Below are 13,775 nucleotides of genomic sequence, written 5' to 3' on the forward strand. Positions count from 1 at the left end.
ATACATTTGAACACATGTTTAGAATAACTGAACATGTGTTCAAATCATTAAGACAAACTGACCACACTCAGTGCGATATACTCGCGCTTTCATTCACAACAGCGAATAAAAACCTTGAATAGAAACTACCTCTTGTTTGGATTGGCGTTACTCGTTTGCTTAACCCCTTTTGTCTCCTCTCCTATTGCCCTAGTTATTGGTTTTCTACTCGCAAGTTTTGGTTTTGTGCCTTCAGAACTGCCCATTGCTTCTTTTACTAAAAAGCTGCTGTCCTACTCGATTATTGGTTTAGGCTTTGGCATCAACTTTGAGCAAGCACTCTCTGTCACGTCGGATGGTATCGGTCTGATTATCGCCACGATTGCGGGCACACTGATCATAGGCACTATCATTGCCAGAATAATTAAGTTGGAGCGAGTAACCGCATACTTAATCTCGTCAGGTACAGCAATTTGTGGTGGTAGTGCAATTGCCGCGGTGGCACCAGCGATTAAAGCAAAAGACGAACAGATTGGATTAGCACTGGCAACGGTATTTGTCCTAAACTCCATCGCACTATTCGTGTTTCCTGTGGTTGGGCATGCTTTAGGGCTAGATCAACACACATTTGGTACATGGGCCGCGATTGCTATTCATGACACTTCTTCTGTTGTTGGGGCTGCCTCAGCCTACGGTGAAGAAGCGCTAACTACAGCAACAACGTTAAAACTCGCACGAGCTTTGTGGATCATCCCTGTCGCACTGATCAGTGCCGTGATCTTTTCGAGAGACCAGAAAGAGAATGGAACGAAAAAGTTAGTTATTCCTTATTTCATTTTTTGGTACTGCGCAGCCATCGTGTTTAGCGACTTCTTCCCTCAATTTGAAATGGTCTATCACGGTATTTTCGTTGGAGCGAAACAAGCTTTGGTGGTGTGTCTGTTCCTGATTGGTTGCAGCATTTCAATTTCGAAGCTGAGGTCTGCTGGAGCCAAGCCACTGTTGTTTGGTGTAACTCTGTGGGTGTTAATTTCAACCACTTCTCTAAGTTGGTTATTGTTTAGATATTAGTGGTCTTCTCATCGTGTTGAGGTGACGACGGCTCAAGTTTGCTGTTTTTGTATGTAACGACCAATGCGATAGCGATCAAAAAGGCCGTCAGCTCTGCAAGAGAGCGGGCGAGCCCTTCACTGCTTATTGCAATACCAATTTGTAGTGCTACCGCCGCAATTAATACTAGCTTTACCATCCTGAACCTTATGCCTTTTCTCTCTTCGAAGAAGCATAATTATGATTCAGAGTTATAAGGATACGAAATTCCCTTTCTGACTAATACATAGCAAAATTGACTAATGCTGAATTGATGGCAATAGCCACTCCTTCACTGCCTTCCGAGAAACTTTGATCCCACTTTCTAGTAGCACTTGTGGCATTAAATGGTATTCCACTGGCCATTTAAACTTCTCTAATTTGGATTGCAAATGCAGGTCATATTCCGCTTTGCTGCGCAAATCATTGGTCTGAATCACAGCAACAGGGCGATGACCAAATTCCGCATCTTCGACTGGAACCACTATGCTCTGCACCACGCCATCAATTTGGTTCAATGCTGCCTCAATCTCTTCACAATGAATGTTCTCACCACCAGAGATAAATTGATTGTCGGCACGGCCGATGATCTTTAACTCGTCACCTTGCCACTCACCGAGATCCTTGCTATCGAACCAGCCTTTCTCATCCAGAAACGGAGTAACATGACCTTGATGAAAATACCCTGCCGCTAATGTTTTACCACCGACAAAAATGCGTTGGCCAACCAACTTTATCTTACGATGATTCAATACGTGTCCAGCATTACTGGTACTGTCAATTCTCTTTGCGGTAACGGTAGAGGCTGCTTCCGTCATCCCATAACCTAACCACGCCTCAATCCCTCGTCCTGTTGCTCGCAACGCCAACTCGTGAGCAACGTGGCTGCCGCCCAATAAAACATGCGTCAATGACAAGTGAGCATCATCATCCAATAGCCGTTTGAGCTGCGTTGCAACCAAAGAGGCGTGTGACACGCCCTGAATATCTTCGACAAGTTTTCCTGTACCGATTTTCAATGTCGCTCCGACATATAGCCAACGATATACAATCGCCAATCCAGAGACGTGATAAAGCGGAAGCGACAATAACCAAGAATCTTGCTGAGTGAAAATGAACTCTTGCAGCAAGCCTTCTGCGGATGCAAGGTGTTGTCGATGTGTATGAACCACAGCTTTAGGCTCTCCTGTCGAGCCAGAGGTAAATACCACTGAAGCGAGCCTGTCATGGTGATAGGCATCTTCAATCACCGCATCACGCTCTTGTTGTGAAACTAAGGGCGGTGAAAGCAATGTTGCCTTGAGTTTTTGTATATCATGTTCAGAAAAGGTCGAAGCGCACTCCTGAGAAAACCAGATAAACCGAGTTTGTTCAGGTTTATAAAGGGTCGCAAGTTTACTCTGTAACGTATCGAGTGGTTGTACCATGGTCAGCGCGGCAAGTGCGCCTAACTGCTTGGAAGCAAGATAAAACAGCAGAGTTTCGACTTGGTTTTTACCTACCAAAGTCAGCACATCTCCCCGCGTTACGCCCAAGTCATTCAAATAGTGAGCGTATTGGTCAATACGTACTGAGAGTTGTTGCCAGTTTAATGTTTCTGTTGGTGTCTTGAGTGCAATAGAAAAAGGGCTCGTTTGAGCCCAATATTTCCACGGTGCCTTCGCAACATTGTCTATGCAGAATGCCACACAATCTCCTGATCTTTCAGAGGAAGAACGGGAAGTTCACACTTAGGCCAGCCTTGCTCTAACTGAGCTTTGAATAGGCCAATCGTATCCAAACCTGGAACTTCATCAGGCAGCTGCCATTGGGCAAAGCGCGCTAATTGCGTTAAACCGAGACTGGATTCAATGCTCGAGCTAATAACCGCTTTCATCCCCAGTGACTTCGCCTTCTCTATCAGTGTAATACAAAAATCCACCGAACCAATGAGTGTGGGTTTGATGATGATCGTTTTCACACCAGTTAGATCTTCAAGACGGAAATCCTCTCGACGAACCGCATCTTGCAACGTTTCATCCCAAGCAATCGCAATACCAGTATTGATAGCAAAAGAGAGACTATCGCCAGGAGAGCAGCACGGCTCTTCCAAAAAGGTAATGCGCTGACGCAGAGACGGAGTAATGTATTTAGCAAACTGCTGCGCTTTTTCTGGTGTCCAAGCGCGGTTTGCATCAAGTCGAAGCGTTAATTGAGGGATAGATTCAAGGAAAAGGTTCACAAGCATGCCATCGCGAATTGGCTCATAAAGCCCGACTTTTACTTTCGCGACTTTCTCGCCTTCCATTTCGTTCAGCTTTGGAATGAGCTCGTCTGGGTCACCAGTACACAGCGGCGCTGTTTGATACTTACCTTGTTGGGGCAGGCCACCAGCTAACTCTAACTGTGCCATCGATAAACCAAACGCGACCGATGGATACATGTTGGCGTAATCCACATCCAATCCTGCTACCCAACGCTCCGCTTGTTCTTGTAGCTGAATACCAGCATCTTCGGTGCTCTCTAAACTAAAACCAGGAAGAGGAGCGACTTCTCCAAGCCCTATTTGGTCACCTTCAGAAAGCGCAACAACATAACCAACACGTTCAGTTAGCTTATTGTCTCGCAGGATGACACCACTATCCATGGGCAAGCTATAACGATAAATTTTCGCTTCACGCATAATTCGAGTCCTATGTAATGCCGTATATTTGAGCGCTCTGGCGAGCAATCCCACCAGCCTCCCAGAGGGCGAGGCGCTCAGGAAAAATGGAACAGAGGAGCTAAAACACTCCTCTTTTTATACGGATTATGGGTTACGAGGGAATTTGTCAAAGTCTGGGCGACGTTTCTCGTTGAATGCGTTACGACCTTCTTGTCCTTCATCGGTCATGTAGAACATCATCGTTGCGTTACCCGCAAGCTCTTGAAGACCTGCTTGACCATCACAGTCCGCATTCAATGCAGCTTTCAGGCAGCGTAGCGCCATTGGACTATGCTGAAGAACTTCACGACACCAACGAACGGTTTCTTTCTCTAGCTCTTCTAGCGGCACAACCGTGTTGACCAAGCCCATGTCTAACGCTTCTTGCGCGTTATAGAAACGACATAGGAACCAGATTTCGCGTGCTTTCTTCTGGCCTACGATACGAGCCATGTAAGACGCGCCCCAACCACCATCAAATGAACCCACTTTAGGGCCCGTTTGACCAAACTGCGCGTTGTCCGCTGCAATTGTTAGGTCACACATCATGTGCAGTACATGACCGCCGCCAACAGCCCAGCCAGCAACTGATGCGATCACAGGTTTTGGACAAGTTCGAATATCGCGTTGGAAGTCCAATGCGTTTAGGTGGTGTGTACCTTGCTCGTCTTTATAGCCGCCGTAGTCGCCACGGATCTTCTGGTCGCCGCCAGAACAGAATGCGTCTTCACCTAGACCTGTCAGAATGATCACGCCAACACCAGAGTCATAACGCGCATCTGCCAACGCATCAATCATCTCTTTTACTGTTTGAGGGCGGAATGCATTACGCACTTGTGGGCGTGCAATGGTAATTTTCGCGATACCATCTTCAGATTTATGGTAGTGAATATCCTCGTATTTCTCGCTGCAATCTTTCCATTGAACCGGAGCGTAAAGTTCTTCTTCAGAAATGCCTACTGTTTTAGCCATGGTGATTCCCATTGTTCTCGTTACTCTCACCAAAGTGAGATTGAATTATTTGCTTAATATGCATCGCAAATTGTTGGGGCTGCTCTTGATGAACGTTATGTCCTGCGCCTTCAACTTGTCGATACGCCAACCCGCTACGTTGTGCCAGTTGGCTAAATTTTTGGTCTTTCGCACCACACAAGTAATACATCGGTATATTCTGCTTTTTCAGTGTGGGCAACAAATACACCTGCTTGGCTAACGATGTTGCCATCAGCATGCTCGCGACCGCCGAGCCAAGATTATCACTTCGCTTCGCAATTAATGTTTGTCTTTGCTCATGGTTTAGTGAAGAAAACACCGCTTGCTGATACCAATCGTTCAAAACACGTTCAAGTGGTTCAGTTTTGAAACGCTTTGCCCAGCGAGCATCATTCTCCAATCTCACCTGTTTCTCTGACTCAGTTTGAAGCCCGAAGTTTCCCCCTTCAACAATTGCGCCCACAATATTGAGATCTGGGAAGCATTGATTGGCAATACCATGCATCGCAATACGACCGCCCATAGAGTAACCAATCAAAGTAAGTGGTTGTTGCGGAGGAAATAATAAAGATAGTGTGGAATTAAGAAGTTTGCAGCAATCATCGAGATCGTTGCACTTTGTAAACTGGCTACGACCATGACCAGGAAGGTCTATAACGACTCGTTCAAACTGAGTCAGCTCATCCAAACAAGCTTGCCAATCAGCACCATTTCCTAAAAAGCCATGCAAAAACACCAGAGTGGGAAGGTCGCCACTTTGGTGTTTTTCAGTTGAAGAGAGGCTCTCAGAGTGAAGCATGCAGGCTCTTATTAAATGCCTTTATCAACTCTGCGGCTTGGCTTGGTGGGGTTTGAACTTCCACCAGCAGTGTGCCTTGACCGCTCGACAGGTGCTCGGCAACCATTGCTTGATACATTTCTAACGTAGTTGGCTTCTCATACTTTAAACCAAACTGTTTGGCTGCATGTTCAAACTGATAACCGTGGGGCATTTGGTAGTACGCAGTGCGATGCTCCTGAGGCACCGGTAACATATCGAAAATTGCGCCACCATCATTGTTTGTGACCACAAGTACCGTCGGCAATTTATTGTGAGAAAACAGCGCTAGTGAATTGAGATCATACAGTGCTGATGTGTCACCAATATACATCAGTAACGGATTACCTCTTGCTCGCTGCACACCTGATGCGGTAGCAAACAAACCGTCAATTCCTGACGCGCCTCGGTTAGTGAACACTTCTACATCATCAAGTTTGCCGTACATATCGACAAGTCGAACAAACAAACTGTTACCCCAAAAGACATCAGCGTTTTTAGTGCGCTCGTTGATGTCTGCTGCCAACGCAATTTCGTCAATGGCAGACGCTGAACCAGATAGGAAAGCTTCTTCGATACGTTGATGAACTCGCTTAACTCCATTCGCTAACCTATCAGCCCACCCAGCAAATATTGGCTTCTCAAAGCTAATGCGAGAAACCCAAGTTTGAGGAAGCTCAACCCAGTGCATTTGCGCCAGATGATTTTGGTTATTACGGTCCATACACGGCGAGATATACCAGTATTGAACGTCTTTATTTTGTTGATTTTGCGAAACTTGTTTATCAATCCACTGGTTCAAACGTTTGGAGATGATTCGGCTACCAAATTGGATAATAAGTTCACAAGACTCAAGCTCGTTTACGAACTCGGGAAGTTGAAGCCATACATCATAATGCGCCCAATCCGAACTGAGACCACTTTGCGGGTCTGCAAGTACCGGCCATCCCATCTTTTGTGCAAATGCCTGCGCCGACTTCGCTTGTTCAAGCGGTAAGCTGCCAATCACAACCAAGCCTTTTTTATCCGCACAAGACGGGATTTGCGCCTGTGATAAGTGGCTAAAACGCTGGGTATAACTACCACTTCCTTTTCGCCATCCGGCTACCGAGTCTAAGTAGGTTTGATAATCCGCTTTTGCACCATTGGAATACAAAGGCTCTGGAAATGCACAGTTAATATGAACAGCACTGCCTTGCAGTTGCTGAGTAAACATCACTTCGTCAACAGAGGTCAGCAACCAATTAAGCGATGTTGTTAAAGTTGGGCTTGGTAAATTCAAGCTGGACGAGACATGATGTGAAAAAATACCCAACTGGTTAATCGCTTGGTTTGCACCACAGCCAACGAGCTCCACCGGACGATCCGCAGTGAGCAGCACCAGCTTTTCACCAGTAAGCCTAGCCTCCGCAACGGCTGGTAATAAATTCGCCACTGCCGTACCAGAAGTAACGATGATTGCCACTGGCTCTTGAGTAGCTTTCGCTAAACCAAGAGCCATAAAGCCGAGACCACGCTCATCAAAGTGAGTATGAATAGAAAAATTGGACTGTTCTGCCGCCTCTAAAGTTAAAGGAGTAGAACGAGAGCCAGGAGCGATACAAACATGCTTAACGCCAAATCGCTGAAGCTCAATCAATATGGTTTCTGACCAAATTCGATTGAGCACCGCTTGGTCATGATTCATGATGCGACTCCCAACGGAGGGTGATCAGAAATCAGCGTAAGTAACGTCGACATTTTCTTATCAAGTTCCGCCCACTCATGCTCTGCCACAGAACCTGGCACAATACCTGCGCCCGCAAACAGTTGTACTTGGTCACCGAGAACAAGCGCGCTTCTGATCGCGACACAAAACTCTGCTCGTTCATGGCTTATGTAACCCATTGACCCCGCGTACCAGCCGCGTGCAAAGGGCTCATTATCAAGAATAAACTGCATGGATTCTTGTCGAGGTAAGCCAGCAACCGCCGCCGTTGGCTGAAGCGCCGATAACAACTGAACACCGTTTATTCCCGTCTTTAGGCTCGCGTGAATATTTCGCTTGAGGTGTTGCACTTTTCGTAGCCTAACCAAACTTGCCTCGGCCTCCACTTCAACCGCTTCGGAATGTGGTGATAGGCGATCAATAATATCATCAACTACATATTGGTTTTCGTTGAGGTTCTTTTGGTCTTGGGATAACCAATTCGCCAACTCCATATCGTGAGTGGCATTGTCCCCTCGACCAATCGTGCCTGCTAACGCTTCGGTATGAAGTTCGTGCCCTACGCGAGAATACAAACGTTCTGGCGTAGAGCCCATAAAGCTGTGTTTGCTGTTTAAGCTCAGCATGAAATGGAAACTATGATGGTTATTTAAGTAACTCGCTTTCAGCAACTGTGCAGCACTTAATGTGTTATCAAGCTGCACGGTAGAGCGACGCGCCAATACCACTTTCTTAAAATCATCATTCTTTATACCAGTCAGAACTTTATGAACTAACTCATTCCATTGAGGCTGACTTGGCGTATGAACAATAGAGCGGATGTGAGAAGAAATCGGAGCTAAGGTCGCGACCTCACAAACCAGTTTATGCAGTCCTGCTAGGGTTCGCGCTTTGTCTTCTGAAATATTAACTGCGAGAGACCATTGTTGGTCAAAACGAATTAACTCAATTTGAGGCAAAAAGAAGAAAGAAGGCATACAGCGACGATTCTTCTCATGCTGGCCGTCAAAAGAGCGTCCGCCCCAGACTCGTTGCCCTTCACCTAGAATGGTATAAGCAGGGCCTGGCTCAACAAAAGCGTGTAATTGCCCTAGTGCAACGACCTCTTCACGAGTATCGCGGGACTGCCAGTAGAATTTAGGGAAAAGTGGTTGTGCATCAAGCCAATCAATAAATGAGAAATTAGGTTTCTCGCTCAGGGGCTCGACCAGACGTGTTTGATTGCCTTCCGCTTGCTGAACTCGCTCGATAATTCTCTTTACGGCTTGATGGAACTGTGACAAATCAACCTCGTAGTATGTGAGGATAAATGGTAACTGACGGCTACTCTAAGTTTAGACCCAAAGCAAATCAAGGTCGTATGCGATCTTTTGCAAAATCCTGTGATAGCAAACGAGCAAAACTTAACCAGCAAACAGATAATTTACAGATATATATTCTAATAAAAAACAAATTATTGTATTTTAATAAAGAAATTAACGAATTTTTAGGAATTATACAATGCAAAATATCGGGATGTCGTCAAAACTCGATAATGTCTGCTACGACATTAGGGGTCCTGTACTCAAACATGCTAAGCGCATGGAGGAAGAAGGGCATAAAATCCTAAAGCTAAACATTGGTAACCCTGCCCCATTTGGTTTTGACGCCCCTGATGAGATTTTAGTCGACGTGATTCGTAATCTGCCGACTTCTCAAGGCTATTGTGATTCCAAAGGCATTTACTCTGCTCGTAAAGCCGTGGTCCAACACTATCAACGTAAAGGTATCCGCTCGCTAGATGTCGAAGATGTGTATGTGGGTAACGGCGTGTCTGAGCTGATCGTGATGGCCATGCAAGCGCTGTTAAATAATGGCGACGAAATGCTAATCCCAGCTCCCGATTACCCGTTGTGGACAGCTTCAGTTGCACTATCAGGCGGTAAGCCGGTTCATTACCTATGTGATGAAGGTGCAGACTGGTACCCAGACCTTGAAGACATCAAAAAGAAAATCACACCAAAGACACGTGGCATTGTTCTGATCAACCCGAACAACCCGACAGGTGCGGTATACAGCCGTGACTTCCTACTTGAAGTGATTGAGATAGCACGCCAGCACAAACTGATCATTTTCGCAGATGAGATCTACGACAAAGTGTTGTACGACGGTGCAACACATACCTCAGTCGCAACACTCACTGAAGACGTGCTCGTCATGACATTCAATGGCCTTTCAAAAGCCTATCGTGTTTGCGGTTTCCGTGGTGGCTGGATGTTCCTAACGGGACCTAAACACCTAGCTCAAGGGTACGTGAATGGCTTGGAGCTGCTTTCATCGATGCGTTTATGTGCAAACGTACCAATGCAACATGCGATTCAAACCGCGTTAGGTGGATACCAGAGTATCAATGAACTGATTTTACCTGGCGGACGCTTATTAGAGCAGCGCAATAGAGCGTATGAACTGATCAATCAGATTCCTGGTGTTTCTTGTGTCAAACCTAAGGGTGCGATGTACCTCTTCCCGAAAATCGACACAAAAATGTACAACATCAAGAACGATCAGCAGATGGTTTTAGATTTCTTAAAACAAGAGAAGGTCTTACTGGTGCAAGGTTCCGGTTTCAACTGGCCAAAACCAGACCATTTCCGCATAGTTACACTGCCACACGTTGAAGATCTAGAAATCGCCATTGGACGTTTTGAGCGATTCCTATCAACCTACAGCCAGTAATGAATCACTGGTAGTAATTAGTGCTGATCTCTCATATGCTTAGAGGAACTCCTAGTGAGTTCCTTTTTTACACCAGAAACGGAGAAAGCCATGAAAGAAAGCCATTTTTTCGCTCACCTGGCTCGAATGAAGCTGATCCAACGCTGGCCTTTAATGCGGTCCGTCTCACCAGAAAACGTTTCAGAGCATAGCTTACAAGTTGCTTTTGTCGCTCATGCCCTTGCCCTAATTAAAAACAAAAAGTTCGGCGGCAACCTTAATCCAGAACGCATCGCGATTCTTGCTATGTACCATGACTCCAGCGAAGTATTAACGGGTGACCTTCCAACCCCAGTGAAGTATTACAATCCTGAAATTGCCAAAGAATATAAGAAGATAGAATCGGCAGCGGAACAAAAATTACTCTCAATGTTACCGGAAGAGTTCCAAGATGATTTTGCCCCCTACCTTCTTTCCCACTCTGCACACGAAGAGGACGCAAAAATCGTCAAGCAAGCCGACTCCATCTGTGCCTATTTAAAATGTCTCGAAGAACTAAGCGCAGGCAATCATGAGTTCGCTCTGGCAAAAAAACGCTTAGACATCACTTTGCAAGAACGTAGAACGCCTGAAATGGATTACTTCCTCAATACCTTTGCCCCAAGTTTCGAATTATCGTTAGATGAAATCAGTTAGCTTACGGAGATAATCGTGTCGTTTGAATTACACCCACAATGGCAAGAGCGCCATGATGATGAGCATAAAATACGTCGTGACGACCATCGAAGCCCGTACCAAAGAGACCGAGCGCGCATTCTTCACTCGGCTGCATTTCGACGCTTACAAGCAAAAACCCAAGTACACGGCAATAGCTTGGAAGACTTTCACCGCAGCCGGTTAACACACTCCTTAGAAGCGTCGCAACTCGGGACCGGTATCGTCGCCCAGTTAAAGAAAAAACAACCAGAGTTCCGTGATCTATTACCATCAGACAGCTTAATTGATTCATTATGTTTGGCGCACGACATCGGGCATCCTCCATACGGTCATGGGGGAGAAGTCGCTCTAAACTACGTAATGCGCGAACATGGCGGTTTCGAGGGGAACGCCCAAACCTTTCGTATCGTCACTAAGTTAGAGCCTTATACTGAGCATTTCGGAATGAATTTATCACGCCGCACACTGCTTGGTTTGATTAAGTACCCTGCCCTCATTAGTCAAACACGCTCCGTCAAGTTGCCTCAACCAGCTGAGCATCAACGTAAACTAAAAGCCAAAGATTGGAGCCCAGCTAAGGGCATTTATGATTGTGATAAAGACTTATTTGATTGGGTAATTGCACCGCTTTCTGACAACGACAAGGCATTGCTTAGCTTAATGCGCTCAAAACCAGAATCGGAGTTTGAACACAGTAAAACGCGTTTTAAATCACTCGATTGCTCAATCATGGAGCTAGCGGACGATATCGCCTATGGCGTTCATGATTTAGAAGATGCAATCGTGCTTGGTATGGTGACACGTCAGCAATGGCAAGAAGGCGCAGCAAGTCAATTAGCGGACTGTGGCGACCCGTGGTTTGAAGCACATATCGATTCCATCGGACAGATGCTATTTAGTGGTAAGCATCATGAACGGAAAGATGCCATCGGTGGTATGGTTAACGCCCTCCTGACCAGCATTTCAATCAAGGCGGTGGATGAGCCTTTCAATAATCCATTACTGTCTTGGAATGCGTGTTTAGAGCCACAAATGGCACGAGCACTTGACGTACTCAAACACTTTGTCAGTACTTTTGTTATCCAAGTCCCGCAGGTCCAGATCGTTGAATATAAAGGTCAGCAAATTATTATGGACATTTTTGAAGCGTTAACAGCGGACCCAGAGCGCTTGCTGCCTGTTCATACAAAAGAACTGTGGTGCCAAGCGAAAAGCGAGAGCAATAAGATGAGAGTCATCGCCGATTACATTTCTGCTATGACCGATGGACACGCGCAAAAGCTTCACCGTCAGCTATTCTCTTCCATCGTTCTTTAGTAACACTCAACCTTTCAAGTAATTCTTTTCAAATACGCCCGGCGGCATCTGGGCGATTTGGAATTCGATCATCTTTTCAAAGGCATGCATAAGCGGTGTAAAGTCTCTCTCGGGTTCAAGCAAACGAAGCGAATGATAACCCGCCTCGACTGTCGATAAGCTATTCTCAGAGGGCGCCTTACGAATGGTGTAATGCCCTTGCAATTGCTTCGGTAATTGCACGGTTGGGAGTGGATGTAAATTGCTAGAAAGCTGCCACATTTTGTACGCTTTTTTCCACGTCCCATCGAGCAAAACCAAACGTATTTTCTTAGATACACTACGGCTCACTTGATTGATTTCAGAGATGCATCGTGACTGTTCCGATGGGTAAAGAACAAAATGTTGATATGATTCATCCGCCAACAAGTGATTTAAGACATCATCACCAGAAAAGTCCTCTCCTATCAGACAAATACAGTTATCTAAACTCAAATTGAGAATCCGTGCCGTACCAAGCGGACGATGTTCTTCACTCGTGTGCTGAAGAATGATAAGTTCTACCTCGCTTGCCAACGGTACAATCCATTGGCAAATACACGCTTTTTGCGATTTTCCACAACGAGAACAATAACGAGACATAGAGTGAACCTTTATACCTTGCTGAGTATTATCAGCGTGATCTGTTTGATACTTCAATTCGAACCAATGGCAAGCCTAACCGAGTGGCACAGCTACAATATACGCCATGGCGAATGGTGGCGAATCGTAACAGGAAATCTCACACATACCAACTTTGCGCACTTAGGGATGAACCTGGCAGGATTGTGGATCATTACTTTTATTTTTCGTCCAAGCACTCGCAACTTCCTTATCGTTTTCTCACTCTTGTGTGCATTTGTTGGCGCAATGAATTTGTTTACCAATATGTCGGTGTACGTGGGATTATCTGGCGTACTACACGGTCTATTTGGATTCTGGGCACTCAGAGAAGTCTTTGAAAGCAGAAGAAGCAGCCTGTTGTTGGTCGGAGGGCTTATTGCCAAAGTAGCATGGGAGCAGATCTATGGTCCATCCAGCAGCACTGCTGCGCTTATCGGCGCAAACGTTGCTATTGATGCTCATTTATTTGGTGCGTTCGGTGGGTTAACAATGGCTCTAATGGAAAAAGGTTTTCGCCGTCGTTTATTCGGATAAAAAATCCCGAACCACGAAAGAGGGGTTGGTTCGGGAAAGCAGTAATAGGGAAACAGATATTGTTCTGAATTCAGACTCAATATCTGAAATACATCAAGCTACAGTAAAATGCGGTCTTCGTTTTTCTTAACTGTCGCTTCACCAATGCCTTTTACGCTCTTCAAATCTGCTGCCGTTTTAAAAGGGCCATGCTCCTCGCGGTAGTCCACGATACTCTGCGCTTTCTTCTCACCAATACCTTTCAACATGGTCGCTATTTCTTCAGCAGAGGCCGTGTTGATATTTACGGTAATTTCAATTCCTTCATATTTGTCAGTGGCTGAATCCGCAGCCATGCTAAAAGGCGCAAAAACAAATAAGCACAATGTCAAAATCCATTTCATATTGAACATACAATCTCCAAAATAGTAGGCTAAAACCAGTCACCAGTAGCAAGTCACTATCCAGTTAACAAACCTAGATGACCCGATATTCGCAATGACTGGTATCACTTAAACGCGCACTAATTTAAGTAATGCTTATTGATGATTGAAGTTAATAAAGACAAAAATAAAACGGACCGCTTATGCGGTCCGTTTTAGTTAACATGCAAATTACACTAA

The 13,775-nt window shown here is 45.5% G+C and carries 14 protein-coding genes; 5 read left to right on the forward strand and 9 right to left on the reverse strand.

Annotation, left to right across the window (positions count from 1 at the left end):
- Positions 1–114 precede the first annotated feature (114 nt).
- Positions 115–1,050 carry a YeiH family protein gene (locus tag EX191_RS12715; protein ID WP_193447856.1) on the forward strand — a complete coding sequence of 312 codons (936 nt, stop codon included), beginning with the start codon at positions 115–117 and terminating at the stop codon, positions 1,048–1,050.
- Here the strand turns inward: EX191_RS12715 and EX191_RS12720 are convergent.
- From EX191_RS12720 to EX191_RS12750, 7 genes are all read right to left on the reverse strand, one after another.
- Positions 1,040–1,228, reverse strand: a complete 189-nt coding sequence (locus tag EX191_RS12720; protein WP_164666886.1) for a hypothetical protein — start codon at positions 1,226–1,228, stop codon at positions 1,040–1,042. The genes EX191_RS12715 and EX191_RS12720 overlap by 11 nt on opposite strands.
- Before the next feature lie 100 nt (positions 1,229–1,328).
- The gene (gene menE / locus EX191_RS12725; protein ID WP_193447857.1) at positions 1,329–2,756 is read right to left on the reverse strand and encodes an o-succinylbenzoate--CoA ligase; all 1,428 of its coding nucleotides are present in this window, start codon (positions 2,754–2,756) and stop codon (positions 1,329–1,331) included.
- Positions 2,741–3,730 carry an o-succinylbenzoate synthase gene (gene menC / locus EX191_RS12730; RefSeq protein WP_193447858.1) on the reverse strand — a complete coding sequence of 330 codons (990 nt, stop codon included), beginning with the start codon at positions 3,728–3,730 and terminating at the stop codon, positions 2,741–2,743. Before menC ends, menE begins: the two co-directional genes overlap by 16 nt.
- Before the next feature lie 126 nt (positions 3,731–3,856).
- The gene (menB, locus tag EX191_RS12735) at positions 3,857–4,723 is read right to left on the reverse strand and encodes a 1,4-dihydroxy-2-naphthoyl-CoA synthase (protein ID WP_193447859.1); all 867 of its coding nucleotides are present in this window, start codon (positions 4,721–4,723) and stop codon (positions 3,857–3,859) included.
- On the reverse strand, positions 4,716–5,543 hold the full coding sequence (menH, locus tag EX191_RS12740) for a 2-succinyl-6-hydroxy-2,4-cyclohexadiene-1-carboxylate synthase (RefSeq protein WP_193447860.1): 828 nt from the start codon (positions 5,541–5,543) through the stop codon (positions 4,716–4,718). Before menH ends, menB begins: the two co-directional genes overlap by 8 nt.
- Positions 5,530–7,248: a 2-succinyl-5-enolpyruvyl-6-hydroxy-3-cyclohexene-1-carboxylic-acid synthase gene (menD, locus tag EX191_RS12745; RefSeq protein WP_193447861.1), complete on the reverse strand. Its 1,719-nt coding sequence runs from the start codon at positions 7,246–7,248 to the stop codon at positions 5,530–5,532. The genes menH and menD overlap by 14 nt, the downstream gene beginning before the upstream one ends.
- Positions 7,245–8,552: an isochorismate synthase gene (locus tag EX191_RS12750; RefSeq protein ID WP_193447862.1), complete on the reverse strand. Its 1,308-nt coding sequence runs from the start codon at positions 8,550–8,552 to the stop codon at positions 7,245–7,247. Before EX191_RS12750 ends, menD begins: the two co-directional genes overlap by 4 nt.
- A 217-nt stretch (positions 8,553–8,769) precedes the next feature.
- Here EX191_RS12750 and EX191_RS12755 point away from each other — a divergent pair, with 217 nt between their 5' ends.
- The 3 genes from EX191_RS12755 to EX191_RS12765 all read left to right on the forward strand — a co-directional run bounded on the left by EX191_RS12755 (position 8,770) and on the right by EX191_RS12765 (position 11,997).
- Positions 8,770–9,984: a pyridoxal phosphate-dependent aminotransferase gene (locus tag EX191_RS12755; protein WP_005390543.1), complete on the forward strand. Its 1,215-nt coding sequence runs from the start codon at positions 8,770–8,772 to the stop codon at positions 9,982–9,984.
- Positions 9,985–10,074: 90 nt separating this feature from the next.
- Positions 10,075–10,659 (forward strand): 5'-deoxynucleotidase, encoded by a 585-nt coding sequence (gene yfbR / locus EX191_RS12760; RefSeq protein WP_047009477.1) that lies wholly within the window; start codon positions 10,075–10,077, stop codon positions 10,657–10,659.
- A gap of 15 nt (positions 10,660–10,674) precedes the next feature.
- On the forward strand, positions 10,675–11,997 hold the full coding sequence (locus EX191_RS12765; protein ID WP_005390538.1) for an anti-phage deoxyguanosine triphosphatase: 1,323 nt from the start codon (positions 10,675–10,677) through the stop codon (positions 11,995–11,997).
- Between the two features lie 6 nt (positions 11,998–12,003).
- On the opposite strand, the gene EX191_RS12770 is transcribed toward EX191_RS12765, so the two are convergent.
- Positions 12,004–12,618, reverse strand: coding sequence for a tRNA-uridine aminocarboxypropyltransferase (locus EX191_RS12770; protein ID WP_047009479.1), 615 nt, complete (start codon positions 12,616–12,618; stop codon positions 12,004–12,006).
- A 3-nt stretch (positions 12,619–12,621) separates the two neighbouring features.
- Between EX191_RS12770 and rrtA the strand changes: the two genes are divergently transcribed.
- The gene (gene rrtA / locus EX191_RS12775; RefSeq protein ID WP_047009480.1) at positions 12,622–13,173 is read left to right on the forward strand and encodes a rhombosortase; all 552 of its coding nucleotides are present in this window, start codon (positions 12,622–12,624) and stop codon (positions 13,171–13,173) included.
- Between the two features lie 98 nt (positions 13,174–13,271).
- Here rrtA and EX191_RS12780 read toward each other — a convergent pair whose 3' ends face one another.
- Positions 13,272–13,556 (reverse strand): ComEA family DNA-binding protein, encoded by a 285-nt coding sequence (locus tag EX191_RS12780; RefSeq protein WP_031780151.1) that lies wholly within the window; start codon positions 13,554–13,556, stop codon positions 13,272–13,274.
- Positions 13,557–13,775: the final 219 nt, after the last annotated feature.

It is taken from the genome of Vibrio chemaguriensis (assembly GCF_012275705.1).
Classification (GTDB): Bacteria; Pseudomonadota; Gammaproteobacteria; order Enterobacterales; family Vibrionaceae; genus Vibrio; species Vibrio diabolicus.

What these genes read in the sequence shown, in the direction of transcription:
- EX191_RS12720 (WP_164666886.1), bottom strand. Translation starts at nt 1,228, where the DNA reads ATGGTAAAGCTAGTATTAATTGCGGCGGTAGCACTACAAATTGGTATT.
- menC (WP_193447858.1), bottom strand. Translation starts at nt 3,730, where the DNA reads ATGCGTGAAGCGAAAATTTATCGTTATAGCTTGCCCATGGATAGTGGT.
- menB (WP_193447859.1), bottom strand. Translation starts at nt 4,723, where the DNA reads ATGGCTAAAACAGTAGGCATTTCTGAAGAAGAACTTTACGCTCCGGTT.
- menH (WP_193447860.1), bottom strand. Translation starts at nt 5,543, where the DNA reads ATGCTTCACTCTGAGAGCCTCTCTTCAACTGAAAAACACCAAAGTGGC.
- menD (WP_193447861.1), bottom strand. Translation starts at nt 7,248, where the DNA reads ATGAATCATGACCAAGCGGTGCTCAATCGAATTTGGTCAGAAACCATA.
- EX191_RS12755 (WP_005390543.1), top strand. Translation starts at nt 8,770, where the DNA reads ATGCAAAATATCGGGATGTCGTCAAAACTCGATAATGTCTGCTACGAC.
- yfbR (WP_047009477.1), top strand. Translation starts at nt 10,075, where the DNA reads ATGAAAGAAAGCCATTTTTTCGCTCACCTGGCTCGAATGAAGCTGATC.
- EX191_RS12770 (WP_047009479.1), bottom strand. Translation starts at nt 12,618, where the DNA reads ATGTCTCGTTATTGTTCTCGTTGTGGAAAATCGCAAAAAGCGTGTATT.
- EX191_RS12780 (WP_031780151.1), bottom strand. Translation starts at nt 13,556, where the DNA reads ATGAAATGGATTTTGACATTGTGCTTATTTGTTTTTGCGCCTTTTAGC.